The sequence below is a fragment of the Methylotuvimicrobium sp. genome (assembly GCF_050611805.1).
Classification (GTDB): Bacteria; Pseudomonadota; Gammaproteobacteria; order Methylococcales; family Methylomonadaceae; genus Methylotuvimicrobium.
Map to the genome: position 1 here is coordinate 1 of NZ_JBNGHF010000002.1, position 21,166 is coordinate 21,166.

At 48.7% G+C, this 21,166-nt stretch carries 17 protein-coding genes and 1 pseudogene; 9 read left to right on the plus strand and 9 right to left on the minus strand.

Annotated features, from left to right (window positions below):
• The 4 genes and pseudogenes from ACRJJO_RS01490 to ACRJJO_RS01505 form a co-directional block, all read right to left on the minus strand.
• A partial coding sequence (locus ACRJJO_RS01490) for a FixH family protein (protein ID WP_431064221.1) occupies positions 1–308 on the minus strand: 308 nt, incomplete at its 3' end.
• Positions 305–1,660, minus strand: a complete 1,356-nt coding sequence (locus ACRJJO_RS01495) for a TolC family protein (protein ID WP_431064222.1) — start codon at positions 1,658–1,660, stop codon at positions 305–307. The genes ACRJJO_RS01490 and ACRJJO_RS01495, both read right to left, overlap by 4 nt.
• Before the next feature lie 159 nt (positions 1,661–1,819).
• Positions 1,820–2,260, minus strand: a complete 441-nt coding sequence (locus tag ACRJJO_RS01500) for a hypothetical protein (RefSeq protein WP_125219587.1) — start codon at positions 2,258–2,260, stop codon at positions 1,820–1,822.
• 70 nt (positions 2,261–2,330) lie between these two features.
• A pseudogene (locus ACRJJO_RS01505) lies at positions 2,331–2,505 on the minus strand (IS1595 family transposase); the annotation flags it as partial.
• Positions 2,506–2,559: 54 nt separating this feature from the next.
• Between ACRJJO_RS01505 and ACRJJO_RS01510 the strand changes: the two are divergent.
• Positions 2,560–2,862 (plus strand): hypothetical protein, encoded by a 303-nt coding sequence (locus ACRJJO_RS01510; protein ID WP_125219588.1) that lies wholly within the window; start codon positions 2,560–2,562, stop codon positions 2,860–2,862.
• A 515-nt stretch (positions 2,863–3,377) separates the two neighbouring features.
• On the opposite strand, the gene ACRJJO_RS01515 is transcribed toward ACRJJO_RS01510, so the two are convergent.
• The 4 genes from ACRJJO_RS01515 to ACRJJO_RS01530 form a co-directional block, all read right to left on the minus strand.
• Entirely contained in the window at positions 3,378–3,749 is a 372-nt protein-coding gene (locus tag ACRJJO_RS01515; RefSeq protein WP_431064223.1) for a hypothetical protein, read from the minus strand.
• 66 nt (positions 3,750–3,815) lie between these two features.
• Positions 3,816–7,004 (minus strand): efflux RND transporter permease subunit, encoded by a 3,189-nt coding sequence (locus ACRJJO_RS01520; protein ID WP_431064224.1) that lies wholly within the window; start codon positions 7,002–7,004, stop codon positions 3,816–3,818.
• Positions 6,997–8,379, minus strand: a complete 1,383-nt coding sequence (locus ACRJJO_RS01525; RefSeq protein WP_431064225.1) for an efflux RND transporter periplasmic adaptor subunit — start codon at positions 8,377–8,379, stop codon at positions 6,997–6,999. Before ACRJJO_RS01525 ends, ACRJJO_RS01520 begins: the two co-directional genes overlap by 8 nt.
• Positions 8,372–9,661 (minus strand): TolC family protein, encoded by a 1,290-nt coding sequence (locus tag ACRJJO_RS01530; protein WP_431064226.1) that lies wholly within the window; start codon positions 9,659–9,661, stop codon positions 8,372–8,374. Before ACRJJO_RS01530 ends, ACRJJO_RS01525 begins: the two co-directional genes overlap by 8 nt.
• Positions 9,662–10,703: 1,042 nt before the next feature.
• Here ACRJJO_RS01530 and ACRJJO_RS01535 point away from each other — a divergent pair.
• Both ACRJJO_RS01535 and ACRJJO_RS01540 read left to right on the plus strand, forming a co-directional pair.
• Positions 10,704–11,426: a hypothetical protein gene (locus ACRJJO_RS01535; protein WP_431064227.1), complete on the plus strand. Its 723-nt coding sequence runs from the start codon at positions 10,704–10,706 to the stop codon at positions 11,424–11,426.
• A gap of 134 nt (positions 11,427–11,560) precedes the next feature.
• Positions 11,561–12,151, plus strand: coding sequence for a DUF502 domain-containing protein (locus tag ACRJJO_RS01540; protein WP_125220822.1), 591 nt, complete (start codon positions 11,561–11,563; stop codon positions 12,149–12,151).
• Between the two features lie 219 nt (positions 12,152–12,370).
• On the opposite strand, the gene pyrC is transcribed toward ACRJJO_RS01540, so the two are convergent.
• A complete protein-coding gene (gene pyrC, locus ACRJJO_RS01545) occupies positions 12,371–13,408 on the minus strand; it encodes a dihydroorotase (protein WP_431064228.1) in 1,038 nt (345 codons plus the stop codon).
• Between the two features lie 101 nt (positions 13,409–13,509).
• On the opposite strand from pyrC, the gene ACRJJO_RS01550 reads away from it, so the two are divergent.
• From ACRJJO_RS01550 to ACRJJO_RS01575, 6 genes are all read left to right on the plus strand, one after another.
• Entirely contained in the window at positions 13,510–13,785 is a 276-nt protein-coding gene (locus tag ACRJJO_RS01550) for an FmdB family zinc ribbon protein (RefSeq protein WP_125219593.1), read from the plus strand.
• A 69-nt stretch (positions 13,786–13,854) separates the two neighbouring features.
• Complete coding sequence (gene aspS / locus ACRJJO_RS01555) at positions 13,855–15,645, plus strand: aspartate--tRNA ligase (protein ID WP_431064229.1); 1,791 nt, start codon at positions 13,855–13,857, stop codon at positions 15,643–15,645.
• A 275-nt stretch (positions 15,646–15,920) separates the two neighbouring features.
• A complete protein-coding gene (gene nadA / locus ACRJJO_RS01560) occupies positions 15,921–17,018 on the plus strand; it encodes a quinolinate synthase NadA (RefSeq protein ID WP_431064230.1) in 1,098 nt (365 codons plus the stop codon).
• A 757-nt stretch (positions 17,019–17,775) separates the two neighbouring features.
• Positions 17,776–19,128, plus strand: a complete 1,353-nt coding sequence (locus ACRJJO_RS01565) for a Na(+)-translocating NADH-quinone reductase subunit A (protein ID WP_431064231.1) — start codon at positions 17,776–17,778, stop codon at positions 19,126–19,128.
• Positions 19,128–20,330: an NADH:ubiquinone reductase (Na(+)-transporting) subunit B gene (locus ACRJJO_RS01570; protein ID WP_404361189.1), complete on the plus strand. Its 1,203-nt coding sequence runs from the start codon at positions 19,128–19,130 to the stop codon at positions 20,328–20,330. The genes ACRJJO_RS01565 and ACRJJO_RS01570 overlap by 1 nt, the downstream gene beginning before the upstream one ends.
• Positions 20,323–21,159 carry a Na(+)-translocating NADH-quinone reductase subunit C gene (locus tag ACRJJO_RS01575; protein ID WP_431064232.1) on the plus strand — a complete coding sequence of 279 codons (837 nt, stop codon included), beginning with the start codon at positions 20,323–20,325 and terminating at the stop codon, positions 21,157–21,159. The genes ACRJJO_RS01570 and ACRJJO_RS01575 overlap by 8 nt, the downstream gene beginning before the upstream one ends.
• Positions 21,160–21,166 lie beyond the last annotated feature (7 nt).

Consider the following 21,166-nt stretch of genomic DNA (forward strand, 5'->3'; position numbering starts at 1 on the left):
ATCGGCACCGGCATGGCCGGCATGGAGCCCATTGCCGGCATCTCCGACACGGCCTCGATACGGGCATCGGAAACAGGTTGTCCGTCTTTGTCTCGAATCAATAAACTGATCGTGTTATTGCCGACTTTGGGTTTTGCAGGCTCAAGCGTGACGTCTATGGCAAAAGGCCCGGCCCAATGGCTGAGGGTATCCTCGGGCTTTGCCATACTTTCATCGGCTGGACGATTGTAAACAAACACGAGGCTCCCGAGCAGCGCGAGTAAAATCGCACTCCCCGACAAATAACCTAATTTATGTTTTGTATTCATAATGCCGCATCCTGCGTTGCTTGCATGCCCGAAAGTGGCAAAGCGCTGCCAACCGCGTGTTCCAATTCGGCCAAGTGGCGGTGCATGTCCGCCAAGACCCGTTTAGTTTGTAATTGGGTTTGCATCAGGTTATGCTCGCTGCTGATCACGGTCAGAAAATCGCCGCCACCGCTGCGGTAGTCGGCCAATGCCGCTTTGAGAGTTTCGTCCGCCAGCGGTAATAATTTTTCTTGATGCAACCGATAGACGTGCAGGCTTTCGAGGGTCAATTCATAGGCAACCTGCACGTCTTCCCTGATTTTGGCTATCCGGTCGAAATGTTGCCATTCGGCTTGCTTGATACGGGCATACGCTTCGTCTTCGGCGGCACGGCGTTTGTCTTGGTCCAGCGGTAGATTCATCTCGATGCCGACAATGAAACGCTGCTCTTCTAGCCGCCAAAAGTTGTTGTAACCCGCTGAAACTTTGAAATCGGGATAAAAGTCTTTTTCCGCCAGATCGCTTCGGGATTTGGACGCATTTATACGCGCCGCCAATTCCCGCAACTCGGGGCGCGATTGCAAGGCAATCTCTTGTAATGCGGCCGGTTTGGGAAGCAATAACTCGGGGCTCAATTCGGACGGCGCCGGCAGCGGCGACTCCGGCAGACGGTACAGCAATGTGTTGAGACGGGCCAACAGGGTGCGCTTTTCCCGCTCTAGCGAGATTTTTTGATGATCGAGTAGCGCTATTTCAACTTCGGCTCGCAAAACATCTTGCTTACTGGCCAGGCCCGTCGCGTAACGATCGAGGGCGATGCCGTGAAATTCGGTCAACAAGCGCCGGTTGATCTCGTTAACTTCGAGGGCTTGATGAATGTAATACCAATCCGCGAATAAGGTCTTCGCGGTGGCCGTGAGCAGCAAACGCAAGGCCGCTATGTTTTCATTGGCCGCCTCGGCGTCGAAACTGGCCGCCTCGCCCCGTAACCGTCTCTTTCCCGGCCAGGGCAATTTTTGCGAAATGACGGTATTCTGTGAAAAACCGCTTTGCTGATTGGCTATCGTCATCGGAGCAAAACTGTGCGATAGCATCGGATCGTCCAAAGCGGATACTTGCTCAGCCCGACTGGCCGTGGCTTGCCATATTGCCTGTACCACTTCCATTTGCGGATTCGCGGCTAGAATGTCAGACACTAACTGTCCGGACGACAGGGTTTTCCGAGCCTTGTTGACTTGCGGAGTAAAGTTGTCGAAAGCTGATGGTCTATTCGATGGGAGTTCGACGGGCGTCTCTTCGGCTAAGCTGATTGCAGCTCGAAAAAAGCCGGTGGCCAACACCAGTCCTCGAAAGGAATAAAGGTATGATTTCATAGAGTGTCTCTAAGCGAAAAATCATTACAACTGTAAGCAAGCGCATTCTCTGTCCACGTCCCGCACCGGTAATGGAGTCAGGAACGTTTTGTTACAGAAGGCTTGTTATGGCTATGCACCCGTATCACCGGTGCAAGGGTTTTATCGCTAGAGATTGGCCTATAGCCGAAGACGCAGGGTGCGCAGAAAGATTTGCCGGTTGCCGACCAACAGAAACGGTTCAAACGGGGGCGCTGCAGATAAGAGTTTGGGCGTTAGAAAGTCGAAAAATTCCTGAAAGCCAATCGTCGGAGGCGGTTGCGGGCTATCCAACAATAAGGTCAGGAGTTCTGCCGTACTTGAACCGTGCGTCATGACGACTTCGGTCAATGAGTCCTGAGTCACTTCACAGCATTGATCTTGATTCAAGTTTTCCTGCATGGCGCAAGCGTCAATCATCGGACAAGCTTCGGACATGGCTTCATCGCAGCAGCAAACCAGCTTTGGTTTGCCATGCATCTTTTCACAGGCAAACAGTATCTGGGTATGCGACAGCAACGCCGTAACTAGAAACATCAAGCAAAGTAAGCGTTGCAATGTTAAGTTGCGAAAAATGGCCATGCCGCAATTGTATTTTGAATGCACTCGGTATTCAACGCTTCTTTTGAAGAACCTGCATTAATTATTCTGATTAGCAAGATGCTTCAGCTTGCCGAAGCCAAATTCGAACGGGTTCCATTCGTAGCCGCAGCCATGATAAGGCGCGTAGTAATGGTATCGAGTCGGAAGCGTCGGTTAAAGCGGTACGCAGCCGCACCTAAGTAACGGGTGCCGTATTTGGCGAAATCGAAAGCATGGTAGGCGCCGCCGCTGAGATGTGCAGTCGAACCACTATGTTACCGAGTTCCGATTGCGGGTCAATGAAAACGCGGATGTTTTTGGGGAGTATTTATGGCCGGTCAAGGCTCTGTTTCATAACGCATTACAAAGAAATCGTCTTGTTCGACTTGCAAGACGGCAGCAGCTTCGGCGTGCACGAAGCAAGGCAACTCGCGGGCGGTAGGCTTGTTTCCAAATTGTCCGATCTCGACGAGATACTGATCGAGGCGGTCATTTTGGACGAGCTATGGCCTGACGTCTTCGCCGACGACGACACGCAACCCCTCTCCCGTTGGAAGTGGCACTTGGGTGAAATCCGTACCAAGACCTTTCCCGCAGTGTAATTGCCCGAGCCGTTGCGGGCGGTTTATCAGGATACAGAAAGCACCTAAATATCCTATTTGCAAATAATGAAATAAATGTTCATTTTTTCGTTTCATTTATTCCTTTTCATTCCGTTTTATTTCATTTATCTCACTTCTGTTCACGAACGCCACCGGAAATATAACGAATATATTGAACAATTATATGACGAAAATCCGGTTGACGAGATGCGCGAAAACAATGGCGGTGAGTCGTATCAGGATTAGATGACCATAAGCGGCACGCATGCCGAAGCTGAAAAGGTTCAATAACGCTATCGCAGAATTACCGTCTTTTTCAAACAGCTAAGGTCAACCGCGGAGTAGCTGACGACGCTGTAGTGCCGGTACTGAATTTTAAGTTTGACGCTGATCGAGTTCCTAAACGAACGCTAATTGCAGGCGCCGGCTTTTCTGTCGGCGCCTGCATAACGGATTCAACCGCTCTTTTGTCGCAGATCAAATGATTTTCCTAAGTTTAGTGAAGCACTGATCGATCACCGTATTTCGGCAGCCAAGGCCCGATGCATCTCGGCCAATTCCTTGTTTTCTTGTGCAATCGAATTGTATTTTCCTATCAGCGACTCGCAGTGCCGGATGAAAGCGTCCCTACTGCGTGCGATCGGTCCGCCCGCGCGGCTGTTGTATCTTGCCAGATGTCGCCGCATGAGCTCCGCTTTGTTCAAAGCCTCTTCGGCTTCCTGGTCGTAATGAGCGGCAATCGCTTCATGATCTTCCCGAGTCTCGGCGGTCTGAATCATCTCCTCCGCCATAGCGCGATGAGGACGATCCGCCACGCACCCGGCGAGAGCCAAGATCAATACCAGACTACCCCCAATAACAACCCGGCTGATTTTATCGTTTAACATGATTATTCTCCGATTAAATGTCGATTTTAATGTAATGTAGCGTGTTTCATGATTTCAATGCATCGGTCATTCTCCTTTAATCGTGGTTGATTGAATCGGATCGTCCAAGACTTTCTCTCTTCGCCGCTCCATGCCCTGCAGCACCAGACTGTAGATCACCGGAAACACCAACAGACTCAACATCAACACGGTCAGCATGCCGCCCAACACTGGGGCCGCGATGCGTTGCGTCACATCGGCGCCGGTGCCGGTAGCCCACATAATCGGGACCAAACCCAGCATGGTCGTGAAGGCCGTGATCGCAACCGGACGTACGCGAAGGGCTGTGGCCGTTTCGACGGCTTCCCTGATTTCCGTCCCCGTTAAGGGCGATTGTTTTTTTTGCGCGCGCAGTTTAGCGATTTCGATGTCGATGAAATTCAATACCATCGCGCCGGTCTCGGCGGCCGTGCCGGCCAGCGCGATAAAGCCGACATAGACCGCCACCGATAGATTGAAATCGTACCAGTAAATGGTCCAAATGCCGCCGATCAGGCCGAAGGGAATCGTCAACATGACGATCATTGGCTCGACAAAGTTTCGGAAAGAAAAATACAACAGCAAGAAGATCAACAATAAGGTCAAAGGCACGACGATGCGCAACCGCTGGGCCGCACGTTCCATATATTCGAACTGCCCCGACCAGCTCACGGTATACCCTTTGGGTATCTCGACCCGTTGTTCCAGTGTTCTCTTGGCTTGATCTACAAAGCCACCGATATCCGAGGTTTTGATATCGACATAAATCCAAGCATTAAGGCGGGCATTCTCGCTTTTGATCGAGGGCGGTCCGCGTCTAAGCTCTAAATCGGCCACCAAGGTCAGCGGGATTTGGGCGCCGGTTGGGGCCGGAATCAGAACCCGTTTCAGGCTTTCCAGGTTGTCCCTGAGTTCGCGCGGGTAACGAAGGTTGACCGGATAACGCTCCAAGCCTTCCACCGTTTCGGTCACATTCATACCGCCGATTGCACTTTGGATGATGTCTTGCACGTCGCCGACCGTCAAACCGTAGCGTGCGGCGGCGTTCCGGTCGATGTCGAAGTCAAGGTAATACCCGCCCACGGCTCGGTCGCCGAAGGCCGACAGTGTATCCGGTAGGGTTTTCATTGCCTGCTCAATTTCCTTGGATAAACGTTGTAATTCATTCAAATCCGGTCCGGACACTTTAATGCCGACCGGTGTTTTGATACCGGTAGACAGCATGTCGATTCGGGTTTTGATCGGCATGGTCCAGGCATTGGTGACACCGGGGAAGCGAATCGCCCGGTCCATTTCGGCCATCAATTGCCGAGTGGTTTTATCCGGGTTTGGCCACTGATTTTTGGGCTTGAGCCGAACCGTGGTTTCAACCATCGACAAGGGTGCCGGATCGGTGGCGGTATCGGCCCGACCGACTTTACCGAAGACATGCTGGACTTCCGGGAAGGTTTTCAAGATTTTGTCGGTTTGCTGCAGCAGTTCCTTCGCCTTGGTGATCGAGATGCCGGGAAATGTGCTTGGCATATAGAGGATATCGCCTTCATCCAGTGGCGGCATAAACTCGCTGCCGGTTTTCGCCAGCGGATAGGCCGTCGATGCCAGCAAGATGACAGCGATCAGCAAGGTCACAAAGCGCCAGCGCATGGCTGCTTTCAAAACAGGGGAGTGTAGGAAATGCAGGAAGCGGTTGACCGGATTTTTGTGTTCCGGAATGATTTTGCCGCGGATAAAATAGCCCATCAAGACCGGCACGACGGTGACTGTCAATAGCGCCGCGGCCGCCATCGCATAGGATTTGGTAAAGGCGAGCGGACTGAACAGGCGGCCTTCCTGCGCCTGCATGGTAAAAATGGGCAGGAAGGAGGCGGTGATCACCAATAGCGAAAAAAACAGCGTCGGCCCCACTTCTTTCGAGGCGGCCTCGATGGCCTGCCAGCGCTCTTGCCGGGTCAGCTCGGCCCGTTTTTTTTCGGCCGCATCGGCCAAATGCTTGTGCGCGTTTTCGACCATCACGATGCCGCCGTCAACCATGTCGCCGATCGCAATGGCGATACCGCCCAACGACATGATGTTGGCATTGAGCCCCTGTAATTTCATTACGATGAAGGCGATCAAAACACCCAGCGGCAACGTGATCACGATCACCAGCGACGAACGCAGATGCAGCAGAAACAAGCCGACCAACACGCAGACGATGATCAGTTCTAGGGTCAACGCCTCGTATAAGGTCGCAACCGCACGTTCGATGAGATCGCCTCGGTCGTAGACCGGCACGATTTCGATGCCTTCCGGCAGTCCTTTTTTCAGTTCCTCAAGCTTGGCCCTGACACCGTCGATGGTGGCCTTGGCGTTCTCACCGAAGCGCATGATCACGACGCCGCCCGCCGTCTCGCCTTCGCCATTCAGCTCCACCAAGCCCCGGCGCAGTTCGGGGCCGACATGGACATGGGCGACGTCCTGTATTCGAATAGGCGTGCCGTTGGCATCGACCCCCAGCGGTATGCCGTTGATGTCATCGATGCTTTGGATATAACCCAGACCGCGCACCATGTATTCGGTTTCGGCCATCTCGATCAATCGGCCGCCGACGTCGTTATTGGAGCGCTGAATGGCCTGTTTGACTTTTGCTAGCGGGATGCCGTAAGCGAGCAAAGCATTAGGGTCGACTTCGATCTGGTATTGTTTGACGTAACCGCCGACCGAAGCCACTTCGGATACACCGGGTACGGTTTGCAATGGATAACGCATATACCAGTCTTGGATCGAACGCAGTTGGGACAAGTCGTGTTTGCCGGTTTTATCAACCAACGCATATTCATATACCCAGCCGACGCCAGTGGCGTCCGGTCCTAAGGATGGATTGACACTTTTCGGCAAACGGCCACTGACATAGTTAAGATATTCCAGCACCCGCGAACGAGCCCAGTACATATCGGTGCCGTCTTCGAAAATGATGTACACGAAAGAAAAACCGAAGAAGGAATAACCGCGAACCACTTTGGTCTTTGGGACTGCCAGCATGGCCGTCGTCAAAGGATAAGTAACTTGGTCTTCGACGACCTGCGGCGCTTGCCCTGGGTATTCCGTGAAGACGATCACTTGCACATCGGATAAATCCGGTATCGCGTCCAAAGGTATATTTTTAAAAGACCATAGCCCGGCCAATCCAAGGATAATAGCAGCCAATAGTACGATGAATCGATCTTTGATCGAGCTATGAATTAATGCATTAATCATGTCGATGGTCTCCTTGTTGTACCGGAGTTACCTTGCCTTCGGTGCGATGATCTGCGTTGTTTGATTCCTGCCGGTTCGGCATAGAACTCGTATTCATCCGTCCGGCAGGTTGATCAGGGGCGAACATTTTGGCGGTGGCTTCACGCAGTTTGGATTCCGAATCTATTAGAAATTGCGCCGAGGTAACCACTTCTTCACCGGCTTTAACGCCTTCTAAAACAGCTACTCTGCCATTCGAGGTCAGCCCCACCGTCACCGGGCGCGGTTCGAACTTGCCCGGAGCGCGCATTACGAAGACTTGTTCCCGGGTGCCGGAACGGACGATCGCTTCGCTGGGCAGGGTCACAGCTTTCAACTGTCTGCTGGCCATAATGGCGACTTGGGCATACATGTCCGGTTTCAGCAACAGCTCCGAGTTGTCGAACGCGAGCCGGACTTTGATGGATCGCGTTTTAGGCTCGGCATAAGGATAAATATAAGCCAGATGGCCCTTGAAAGTGCGACCGGGGACGCCTGCCAACTGCATTTCAACCGGGTCGCCCACTTTGACCCAGGGTAATTCATATTCATAAATGTCGGCATAGACCCAGACCGTGGACAGATCGGCGATCATGTAAAGCTCGGTAGCCGGCGTGACATATTGGCCTTCTCGCGCGCCGATATTCATGACGATGCCTGCCGCCGGCGTATGAATATGCAGACTTTTTTTAATTTGATGAGTGCGGGTCAGATCGTGCAGTTGATGGGGCGGCACATCCAGCAGTTTCAGCCGTTCACGCGAACTGTTCAGTAACTCCTCGGCACCACGGCGAATATCCTCGATAGGACTATTTTCCAAGGCCTTGAGATTGTTCAGCGCCAGAATGTATTCCTGTTGACTCACCACCAATTGCGGCGAATAAATACTGAGCAAGTCATCATCTTTTTTGACCCATTCGCCGGTTTTGTCGACCCTGAGGGTTTCGATCCAGCCCTCCGTTTTTGGGTGCAGGCGCACCAATTTTTCCTCGTCATAAGCAACCCGGCCGACCGCACGAATGATATGCGACAGCGTTTCCTGCGTAGCTACGGCTGTGCGGACACCGATATTTTGTTCGGTCACTGGATCGATTTTGACGGTACCTGACGGCGAGGTTGCGCCGTTTGAATCATCGGCATAGACCGGAACATAATCCATGCCCATTGCATCTTTAGCCGGCACCGGTGAAGTGACCGACGGGTTCATCGGACTGCGATAAAACAAAGGTATTTTGCTCGTTGTTGTCGATGAAGCGGCATTCTGTGTTTCACTCTGATGCCGGGTTGCTAACCAATACCCTCCGCTCAGCCCCACAGCCAATAGTAAAGGCGCTGCAATGATCAAGGACTTATTCATAGATTTCTTCCTTGCCGACCACGGCAGTGAGTTGAGCCAGCGCCTGATTAGCTTCGCTTAAAGCTTTCCAGTATTGGGTCTCATAGTTAAATAAGGTGATTTGGCTACGAACCAGGTTTAAAAAATCGACCTTGTTGACCTGATAACCGGCCAGCATGGAGGCAACGGTTTGCCGGGCCTGGGGAATGATGCCGCTTTTAAATAAAACCACCTGATTTTTGGTTTGATGAAAATCGCTAGAAGCCGTTGAAATTTCAGCACGCACCTGATTCCACTCATCTTGTAAGACATACTTTTGCTGCATCAATTCGCTGGTGCGTTGATCAACCGCTTTGGCCTGTTTGCTAGCCAAAAAAATCGGAACCGTCACGCTCAATTTCATACTGAGAAAATCCGCGCGATCGGTATTGGTCAACGTGTTGTCACGAATGCCATAAGCGGCGCCGACATTAAAATCCGGAAAATAGTCTTTTTTGGCCAGTTCCAGACGAGTTTGTGCCGCATTGACCGATTCGCGTCTGGAAGAGAGCAATGCTCTGGAATTTTCCGCTTGTTCGAATAAAGTGGATTCTGCCATTAAGTTGGGTAATGTTTCCGAAACCGCTTGGGGTAAATTGATTTGCTGGTCCGCCGGCTTATCGAGCAATGCATTCAATTGTGCTTTTGCTCGTTCTCGAGTGCCGACGAGAACAAGTTCGTTATCGAGCAGGCGGGATAGTTCCAGTTGCGCTAATAGCACATCCTGTTGTAAGCCTTCGCCCACTTGATATTTAGTTTGTGCGATCTCAACGAATTGCCGGAGTAAATCTCGATTGGCTTTAACAATCTCCAGTGCGCGGTCCAGATAAAACAGCGACCACCAGATCTTTTTGACGTCTCGCAATAATCGCCACCGCGCTTCGACGACATCATGCGCGGCGGCTTCAGCCGCAAAGCCGGCGGCTTGTTCGTTTAATTCCAATTTGCCCGGAAAGGGTATGCTCTGCGATACGCCGAATTGCATCTGCGTCATCGGCTCCTGCCGGGTATCGAAGGTATCGGTCGGTAAGTTCAGTGCATTAAAACTGATCACCGGATCAGGCATTGTGCCGACCTGCGAAGGGATAGCGGCCATTGCTTGGGCTCGAGCGTTAATTTGCGCTAAGCCGGGATTGTCCAGCATGGCTAATTCAGTGGCGGCTTGTAGAGTTAAAACGGCTTGCTCCGCACCGTAGACGACACTACAGATAAACCACGATATCGCCATCAGGAGATGGCGGGTAATGGGTAAAACTGATGACATGATCATTCTCAAAACGTCAAATGGGCGATGACAATCTATACGATTTAACTGATTAGCTATAACGCGCTGAAACGACTTAACCGTGATTGCCAGGAATGGCCTTAACGAACGAGTAAGAAAAGGCCGATCTAAAACGCTTAGAGGGTTGCTATAGGTGGCTTTGTATCGGGAGGGGGGGTGATGGAAAAGGGATCTAGATTTGTTGAATCTATGTAAATAGTTACCCGCGGCATGGAAAGCAGCAACATATAAGACGATGTTATCGCGCAATCGACGCAGGCATGAAAGCTACAGCCCAGCGAGTGTAATTTACTTGGGTGACAGTGATCATGTTGCATGATCGAAGTGCCGTCATGATCTGCTTGATCGACCATCAATAAGACCCGTATGGACGCAACCTGATTCCCGATCTCCGAGTAATTAGCAAACGCCGTCGCAACAGGCATGATAGCCATAGTGAGCATTAACATTAATACTACGCGTCTGCTGAACATTTGAATAAGTTTAACCAGAATCGGAAACTATAAACGGATACATGAAGAAGGATTGCTTTTTCAAAATAGCACCATTATTAATTATTATCAATGCAATTTGCTGAACAGCACTGACCTGAAGGGTTTCTAATTCCGCAGGTACACTCTCCGGCTTTGGTGCGTTGTATGACAAATTCTTTGATTGGTTCCACACTGTTCGCCTTTTAAAGGCTTTTAACGCCACTTTGGCTTTAAATTCGGCACTGTGTTTCTTTCTCTGTATGATATTTTCTTCCGCACTGCTGAGGTTTGTACATGCATATTACCACCTTAATTAGCTGTTCAATTTTTGGGTTTTATTATATACCTCTTAAAAGAAAGGCAATACAAAACGGCGATTTCCATTCTAAAAATATATCCTATCGCTGACTTTTGGGCTCGTTATCCGATTTACAAAAATGGCTACATGACATGAAGGCTTTAGGCTTTAGTGCAGTGAACCTTTTGAATTCATTTCTTAATTATCGGTATATAATGCCGAGATTAATAAAAATAAAAAGGAGATATCGATGCCATTGGATATTTTACTGGCAACTATAGCGACGACCGTCATTCAGTCGATTTTTGGCGTGGGCGTTTTATTGTTTGGTACGCCCTTGTTATTGCTATTGGGCTATCAGTTTATCAATGCGCTTGAGATTTTGTTGCCGATCTCTATTGCCATCAACTTATTACAGTTGGTTAAACATCATCATTTTATCGATGTCAACTTTGTCAAGAATGTACTGAAATACAGCATTCCATTCGTCGTGGTGTTTTTATTTATCGTGACTAGCGTTCGAATCAATATCGGCGTATTGATTGGGGTGTTTTTAATTTTCGTTGCGCTTAAGGACGCAGTCGGCGCCGTCAATAAAATAATCCAAAAATTGGTCAGTTTCGAAAGAACTTATTTGGTTTCGATGGGCATCGTGCATGGCTTGACCAATTTAGGCGGTTCATTATTGACTGCGATGGTGCATAGCAAAAAGTATGAAAAAAATCAGACTCGGTCGACTGTTGCGGTTTGTTATGGCATGTTCGCAGTGTTTCAGATTTTGACGTTATTTTTTGTCAAGCATGAGTACGTGATTTCTTATGCCGATAATGTGTCATTGCTGCAAATTGCCGTGGTGGTATTTTTGTTGACTGAGGAAATGCTTTATAAGAACATCGATAACGAAAAGTACGCTAAAATTTTTGCGGTATTTTTGGGGGTTTCGGGCGCCGTATTGATTTGGAAGTCTTTGTAGTCTTGTTGCCTGAATAAGGCTACGAGTGCCGAACAAAGAACCACCAAAGTCTTATGGTCTGCCATTACAAAATAGCATTGTCATAAAAGCCGTAAAAATGACCGCACGAAGTATAACAATTAAAAGGGGGCATGATGAATAAACAATTCAAGGCAATTTTAAATAATTTTTTGATCGGAATTTTCGCGGTTATTCCGATTGTGATCATTTTGCAGATCGTCAATTTTGTAAAAGATCGGGTGTCCGACCTTTTTAGGATGGTATACGGTTATGCCGATAACTACTTGTATACGTTGATGGTTTTTGCGGTTAGTTTTTTAATCTTATCGATGATTGGGCATAAAATCGTTAAGGAAGGAAAATTTTGGGCGATTGCGGCGTTCGACTTTATTATCGATAGAATTCCGCTGTTGAATAGCATTTATCGGGTGACTAAGAAAGTCATTAATATGTTTTCTTCGCATGAGCGTAAGGAAGCGCGCGAGGTGGTTTATATCGAATATCCTAAAGAAGGACTTTGGGTTCCAGCATATGTGACTAATAAGCAGGATGATCAGTACGTGTTGTTTGTGCCGACGTCGCCGAATCCGACTTCAGGTTTTACGGTCATTGTGCATCAATCCAGAGTGGTAAAGTCCGAAATGAATATTGAACAAGCGACTAGTTTTATCGTAAGTGTCGGGGTTGATTACGACAAAATGGATGAGATGAAGAAACTTTCCTAATTGTAAAAAAGGTTTTAACCGAGGGAAATGCTTCCATAAGCGTCAGCTTAGTGCTTATTCTATGGTGCATTTGCCGCTTTATTCGTCAAATCGGCATGGATTGCCGATATCCTGGTTACATGGATGTTAAGCTACGCATTGCCATCCCTGACGGAATGACGCGTTTTTGCTTTAAGTTGGCGCCTATGGGGAAATGCTTGATGGTGTAAACTGTCAGAGTCAGAAGGTCTCCAGCTTCCAAGCTAACGGTTCGCCGGCTTTAAGCGGCGTGATATTAATTTCTCCATGCCCGTAAGATTCAGGTACGAGCCAAGGCTCTTTAATCAATGTGACCGAACGAGTGTTTCTGGGCAATCGGTAAAAATCGGCGCCGAAAAAACTTGCAAACCCTTCCAATTTTTCTAAAGCACCGGCTTTATCAAAGGCTTCGGCATACATCTCGATCGCTGCATGAGCGCTGAAACATCCGGCGCAACCGCAGGCATTTTCTTTTGAGCCGGTTAGGTGTGGAGCGCTGTCGGTGCCCAAAAAGAATTTTGGGTTGCCGCCGGTTGCGGCAGCGACCAGAGCCTGGCGGTGTTGTTCTCGTTTCAAGATCGGTAGGCAATAGTAATGGGGTTTTATGCCGCCGACTAACATCGCATTGCGATTGTAAAGCAAATGCTGCGGCGTAATGGTTGCCGAAATCGTATTCGGTTCCGATTTTACGAATTCGACCGCATCACTTGTCGTGACGTGTTCGAGTACGATACGTAAATTAGGAAATTGGCGAGTAATATCGTTGAGCGTGCGCTCGATAAACACGCGTTCCCGGTCGAATATATCGCAGTCCTGATCGACGACTTCGCCGTGAATTAATAATGGTATATCGAATTGTTGCATTGCCTCGAAAATCGGATAAATCGTCTTCGGGTCGGCGACGCCGGCATCGGAGTTAGTCGTCGCGCCGGCCGGATATAGTTTAAACGCATAGATGTGTTCGCATTCGGCGGCTTGTTTGACGTCTTGGATAGTAGTTGATCCGGTCAGGTAAAGCGCCATCAACGGCGTGAAGTCAGACCCCGAGGGGAGGGCCGATAAAATTTCATTGCGATACTGCAAGGCTTGTCGGACCGTCGTCACCGGAGGCTTTAAGTTGGGCATGATGATGGCTCTTGCAAAGCGTTTAGCGGTATGCGGCAGTACGGTTTTGAGTATCTCGCCGTTTCTGATATGCAAATGCCAATCGTCGGGCTGGGTAATGGTGAGTTTATTCATTATAATGCGCGTATTTTTATAAACGATGATTTTACCTTAAGGGCTTGAAAAATTAAATCGTGCCCTTATTTTGGCAATTATTTCTTGTTACGGAGTCGAAAATGCCTATTTACGAATATCAATGTCAAGCCTGCGGTCATGAGCATGAGGCTTTACAAAAAATGAGTGATCCTGTTTTGGTTCATTGTCCTGCCTGCAGTCGGCCTGAGTTGATGAAAAAAATTTCCGCGGCCGGTTTTAGATTAAAGGGAGGCGGTTGGTATGAAACCGATTTTAAAAGCGGCAATAAGAAAAATGTCGCCGGCGAGGCTTCTGCGCCTGCGTCGTGTGCTTCAACTGACGGCGGATGCTCCAGCGGTGCTTGTTCTGCCCAATAACGGCGGCTTGCATAACAGGGTGTAAGAAAGTAATATCGGCGAATTTTTTGGATTAATACGAGAAGAGTTATGCGTAGCCACAAGTGTGGAGAATTGAATACCCAACATTTAGGACAATCGGTTGCTTTATGCGGCTGGGTGCATCGTCGCCGGGATCATGGCGGCGTTATATTTATCGACCTGAGAGATCGTGCCGGCTTGGTACAGGTGGTATTCGATCCCGATGCGCCGGAGTCGTTTTCAATAGCCGAAAGCGTACGCAGCGAATATGTTTTACGTATCGAAGGTATTGTTCGAGACCGTCCTGAGGGTACGCATAATCCGAATATGGCAACCGGTGAGATTGAGGTGCTGGGTAAAAGCATCGAAGTCTTGAACGAATCCGAAACGCCGCCGTTTCCAATCGAAAGCGAAATCGAAGTCAATGAGGAAATGCGTCTGCGTTTCCGTTATATCGATCTTCGCCGCACTGAGATGCAGCATAAAATGAAGGTGCGCCGCGATGTGACGCGCAATTTGCGTCAGTTCCTCGATAATAAGGAGTTTTTCGAAATCGAAACGCCTTATTTGACCAAAGCAACGCCGGAAGGTGCTAGGGATTACATCGTACCGAGCCGCACTCATCAAAACGCCTTTTTTGCCTTGCCGCAATCGCCGCAACTCTATAAACAGTTGCTGATGGTTGCCGGCATGGAGCGCTATTACCAGGTGGTACGGTGTTTCCGAGACGAAGACTTGCGCGCCGACCGACAGCCGGAGTTCACGCAGCTCGATATCGAGACTTCGTTCATGAACGAACATGAAATTATGGCGATTATGGAACAGATGATTCGCTGTTTGTTCAAGGATATCATCAATGTTGATTTGGCCGATCCGTTTCCGGTTATGAGTTATAGCGAGGCGATGCGTCGATTCGGCTCCGATCGCCCGGATCTGCGTATACCTCTGGAATTAGTCGATATTGCCGAAGAAATGCGTGAAGTCGATTTCAAAGTGTTTTCAGGGCCTGCCAACGATCCTCATGGGCGTGTCGTTGCGATGCGCTTGCCTGAGGGTGGCGAGTTGAGTCGCAAGGAAATTGACGATTTGACTCGATTCGTCGGAATTTATGGCGCGAAAGGACTGGCATATATTAAAGTTAATGATTTGGAGGCTGGTGTCGAAGGTCTGCAATCGCCGATTGTTAAATTTGCGCCTGATGAAGTCTGGGCCAAGGTGATGGCTAAAGCCGGTGCGCAAAACGGCGATTTGATTTTCTTCGGTGCCGATAAGGCCGATGTCGTCAATGAAGCCATGGGTGCTTTACGGGTTAAGTTGGGCCTGGATCGCGGCTTGCTCGATGGCGATTGGAAACCGGTATGGGTCGTCGATTTCCCTATGTTTGCTTGGGACGATAAGGCTCAACGCTATACCGCGATTCATCATCCGTTCACGGCGCCGAGCTGTTCGATTGAGGAATTGAAAGCCGATCCGGGCCATGCTTTGTCGCGTGCTTACGACTTAGTGCTGAACGGCACCGAAGTCGGAGGCGGTTCGATTAGGATTAATCGGACCGACATGCAGCAAATCGTATTCGCGATTCTCGGAATAGGCCACGATGAAGCGCGCGAGAAATTCGGCTTCCTGTTGGATGCATTGAAATACGGTGCGCCGCCTCATGGCGGTATCGCTTTCGGCTTGGATCGTCTAGTTATGCTGATGACCGGCGCGCATTCGATCCGCGATGTGATTGCATTCCCGAAAACACAGACTGCGGCTTGTCCTTTGTTCAATGCCCCGGCGTTCGTCAGCGAGGAACAATTGAAGGAATTGGGTATCAAATTGCGTAAACCGGCAGGAAAAGACGAAAAGCAAGATTAACGTTGCTCGAATTGTGGATCTCCCATTTTAAACGGGACAGATTAACCTTTCGTTTAAGCGGATCAATCGAGCTGCTGGCTGAGCGGAGTCGGAGCCAATCGCTTAGTTCGCTTCGACTCCGCTCAGCGAACAAAGCTTAAACCGTCCCGGCTTAAGTGTGTAGCCGAAGTATGTTTGTCGGTTCGTATGCGTCGCTAGTTTTATGTGTTGAATAGAGCGAATGAAGTTTAAAAACGGTGCGCGCTGTGCACCCTAACAAAATTTGAGTGATAAAAATGTCTGCGACAGCCTTAGCAATCCAAGATTATGCGCTTCTCGATGATGACGAATGCGATGCGCGTATCGTAGCCGCGAAGGAAAAGCTCGGTTCGCGCTGTGTCATTCTTGGGCATCATTACCAACGTGACGAAGTGTTCAAACATGCTGACTATAGCGGGGATTCATTGAAGTTGTCGCGTAATGCGGCAGAGTCCGAAGCCGAGTATATCGTGTTTTGCGGTGTGCATTTCATGGCCGAAGTCGCCGATATTCTGTCTCGGCCCGACCAGATTTCAATTCTTCCCGATTTGGCGGCCGGTTGTTCTATGGCCGATATGGCTAATGTCATCAAAGTCAATAAATGTTGGAAAGAATTGTCGTCGGTTTTAGATCCGGATAGCATGGTGACGCCAGTCACATACATTAATTCCGCAGCCGATTTAAAGGCATTTTGCGGTGAGCATGGCGGTATTGTTTGTACATCGTCGAACGCGCAAAAAATTCTTGAATGGAGTTTTGCTAGACGCGAGAAGGTGTTATTTTTTCCTGATCAGCATTTAGGACGTAATACCGGTTATCGGATGGGCATTCCACTTGAGGAAATGGTAACCTGGGATTTCGATAAGCCGATGGGGGGCCTGACCGAGGAACAAATACGAAATGCAAAAATGATTCTTTGGAAAGGGTTTTGTTCGGTTCATCAAATGTTTAAGCCCGAGCATATCGACCGGTTCCTGGAAAAACATCCCGAAACGCATGTGATTTCGCATCCCGAGGCCAGTTTTGAAGTCTGCCAAAAATCCGAATACATAGGCTCGACCGAAGCGATTTTGAAGATCGTGCGTGAGGCCGAGCCCGGTACACGTTGGCTGGTTGCAACTGAGTTGAATCTGGTCAATCGATTGCACGACGAATGTAAAGGTCAAGGCAAAAATGTGCATTTTATGTCGCCGACGGTATGCATGTGCTCTACGATGTTCCGAACCGATCCGCAGCATTTGGCTTGGGTGCTGGAAAATCTGGTCCAAGGACATGTCGTTAATCGGATATCGGTGCCGGAACGAGAGTCCGTCCTAGCTAAAAAAGCATTGGATAATATGCTTTCGATACATTGATATCCTACTTAGGATTCGGTCATAAATAACTTCTCTATTTTTAATGCAAGGTAAGCAGGTTCGGTTGCTCGATTGACAGGTGTCGGTTGAAGGGCAGACTTTTGCTCCTGCAAAGTCTGCATTCATGCCGTCCTTGGAGATTGCAAAGAGCCTGCAAGGACGTATTCACCCAGCAACTAAATTCCATTGGCTATGGTTAACTATGTTGTGTGATTTAGGTGCTAGGTTCTCGGCGTCCTGTCAAGCAAGTTACCCAACTCGCTACAAAACTCATAGCTCCAGGAAGTTATTTTTCACTAAATCCTTAAATGAAGTAGGCGCCTAATGACTTTGGTATTTTGTTACTCTGATTAGCATTAAAGATCTTTATACCTTTCGCACTTTTCAAATTTCGGCAGCGCCTAAAGAGGTGCCTGGTGCCGAATTTAGATTTATGATGGGTATAAGTGATATAACACTTTGATGGTGTGCTTTTCATATGGCGTCGATTCGATACAAAAAAGCCGTTACATACTTGGTATGTAACGGCTTTTTTGCTTTTTAATATTGTTTCGCAAATTTTCAATTCATAACAGTAAGCCGAATTGTGTTCGATAGGTGACAGTGTGTTGACTCAATAGACATTTTAACGATCTTGAGAACGGCACGAAATTATGGTCTAATGCCTCGGTTTACGTCTTCAAGTGCCTCTTGTTACGGCTGTTTCGAATAAGGGGGTTGTTCGCCGCGATATGTCTGGAGAGCAGGCTTATTTACTATGCAATTTAATTTAAGAAAAGGTTTGGATCTTCCGATCACGGGAGAGCCCGAACAAATAATAGAAAACGGTAATAAGGTTAAGTCGGTTGCCGTTCTGGGGATGGATTATGTGGGAATGAAGCCTACCATGATGGTAGCCGAGGGTGACAAAGTCAAACTCGGTCAGGTGCTTTTTTCCGATAAAAAAAATCCAGGTGTCAATTTTACATCGCCCGGTGCCGGTATCGTCAAGGCAATTAACCGCGGAGCCAAGCGCGTTTTGCAATCGGTTGTCATCGAGCTGAAAGGTAACGAAGCAGAATCGTTTGCTAAATATAAAGATTCCGAATTGGACGGTTTATCAACCGATCAAGTCAAGGAAAATCTCATCGCTTCCGGTTTATGGGTTGCGTTGAGAACGCGTCCTTATGGTAAAACGCCGACAATCGATAGCACTCCTAGCTCGATTTTTGTGACCGCAATCGATACCAATCCATTGGCCGCCGATCCGTCAGTAATCATTCAGGAACGCTCTGCCGACTTTAGCAACGGCCTGGCAGTGATTGCTAAGTTGACCGATGGCAAAGTTTATGTTTGTAAAGCTCACGGTGCCGAAATACCGACCGGAAACGCGTCTTCCATTACAGTTGCCGAGTTCTCAGGCCCGCATCCGGCCGGTTTGCCAAGCACTCACATTCATTTTATTGACCCTGTCAACGCTAATAAATCGGTTTGGCATTTAGATTATCAAGCCGTGATGGCAATCGGTGCGTTGTTCACGACCGGTAAATTGAATGTTGAAAGAGTGGTTTCATTGGCGGGGCCTACCGCTAAAAAACCAAGATTGCTTAGAACCCGTGTCGGTGCATGTCTCAGCGAACTCGTTGCTGGAGAGCTGATGGACGGGGAAAGTCGTGTGATTTCCGGTTCGGTCATCTATGGCCACAAAGCGGCCGACTGGTCGGACTATCTGGGTTATTACAGCAACCAAGTTTCGGTGTTGAAAGAAGGTCGTGACCGTGAGTTCTTCGGTTGGATCGTTCCGGGCAAGGATAAATATTCGGCCCTCAATGTCTACACCTCCAGTAAAGACCGAAATAGTGGACGTAAGTTTCCGTTGACGACGAATAAAAACGGCAGTAATCGGGCGATTGTTCCGGTTGGCGTCTACGAATCCGTGATGCCGATGGATATTTTGCCAACGCCATTGCTAAAGTCTTTGGTTGTCGGGGATACGGATCAAGCGCAAATGCTAGGTTGTTTGGAGTTAGACGAGGAAGATATGGCTCTGTTTACCTTTGTCGATCCGGGTAAACATGAGTTCGGTCCGGTTCTGAGAGCGAATTTAACTAAAATCGAGAAGGAAGGCTAATGTCGGCTAGAAATTTTTTAGACAGCATAGAGCCGCATTTTACCAAAGGCGGTAAGCTAGAGAAGTACTACGGTCTCTACGAGATGGTCGATACTTTTTTATATACGCCCGCCGAGGTGACGCGCGGTAAAACTCATGTTCGAGACGGTAATGATTTGAAACGTACGATGACGTTTGTCGTTATTGCAACGTTTTTTTGTATCCTAATGGCTTGGTATAATACAGGTTATCAAGCGAATGTCGCGATGGAAGCGATGGGGCTAGAAAAAGCGGACGGCTGGCGTAGTCTGCCAATGATGATATTCGGCTATAGCCCATATAATCCGTTATCCAACTTGATTCATGGTGCTCTGTATTTTTTGCCAATTTATATCGTAACCCTGGCTGTCGGCGGTGTTTGGGAAGTTCTGTTCGCGACCGTGCGTGGTCATGAGGTCAACGAAGGCTTCTTGGTCTCGTCGATGCTTTATACCCTGATCATGCCGCCGGACATGCCGTTGTGGCAGGTCGCGCTGGGTATTTCGTTCGGAATAGTAATCGGCAAGGAAGTTTTCGGAGGTACCGGTAAAAACTTCTTAAATCCTGCGTTGACTGGACGTGCATTCCTATACTTTGCCTATCCGGCATCGATTTCAGGTGATTCAGTCTGGGTTGCGGTTGACGGTTACACGGCTGCTACGCCTTTAGGTTTGGCTGCGTCAGGTGGCCTGGATGCCGTGCATGAGGCCGGTTACGGCTGGATGCAAAGTTTTTTCGGTTTCATGCCAGGGTGTTTGGGTGAAACCTCGACAGTCGCTATTTTGATTGGTTGTGCATTTTTACTTTACACCCGTATCGCTTCTTACCGTATTGTGGGCGGCGTGTTTCTCGGCATGCTGATTATGTCATCGCTATTCAATTTTATCGGCAGCGACAGCAATCCTATGTTTGCTTTCCCATGGTATTGGCATTTGACTGTCGGCGGTTTCGCTTTTGGCATGGTTTACATGGCTACCGATCCTGTAAGTGCAGCGATGACTAATACCGGTCGCTGGATTTTTGGAATGTTAGTGGGTGTTATGACGGTTTTGATCAGAGTAGTGAATCCGGCGTTTCCCGAGGGAATCATGCTGGCGATTCTATTCTCGAACATGTTCGCGCCTATCATCGATTACTTTGTCGTTCAGGCAAACATTAGAAGAAGGGTGAAGCGTCATGCCTAATCTAAAAGATTGTAAACACTACGAAAAATTCAAGATATACGCGGATAAAGTTTTAGCGCAGAGCAACGATAGTCTCGAGAAGACTCTTGCGATTGCGTTATGGGTTTGTTTTGTTTGCGCGATATTGGTTTCTATTGCAGCGGTTGCGCTGAGGCCAATGCAAGCCAATAACAAAGCCCTGGATATGAAAAAGAATATCCTGGATGTAGCCGGATTGCTGGAAGAGGGCGTCGATATCAATGCTGCTTTTGATCAGCAAATCGAGGCTAAGTTGGTTGATCTGGAGACCGGCGATTATGTCGAGGGCATCGATGTTGCGACTTACGATCAACGGAAAGCGACTAAGGATCCTGAGCTAAGTATCGCTATTCCGCCGGAAGAAGATATTGCCAGTATCAAGGCCAAAGCCAAGATTGCTAAAGTTTATCTGGTCAAGAAAGGCGAAGAAATACAATCGATCATTCTGCCGGTTAGCGGATATGGTTTATGGTCGACGCTCTATGGCTTTTTAGCGCTGGAAGCTGACGGTCAAACCGTGCAAAGCATCAACTTTTACGACCAAGCTGAAACGCCGGGCTTGGGCGGTGAAGTGGTCAATCCAAATTGGCGAGCTTTATGGCAAGGTAAAAAAGTTTACAACGATGCCGGTGAGCCTGTTTTGAAATTGGTCAAAGGTACGGTCGATACCAACAAGCCGGGCTCCGAATACCAAGTAGATGGATTAGCCGGCGCCACTTTAACCAGCGTGGGTGTGTCCAATCTGGTTAAGTATTGGATGAGCAAAGAAGGCTTTGCTACCTATTTAGATAAAGTCAGAACAGACGGGTAGGGGTTAA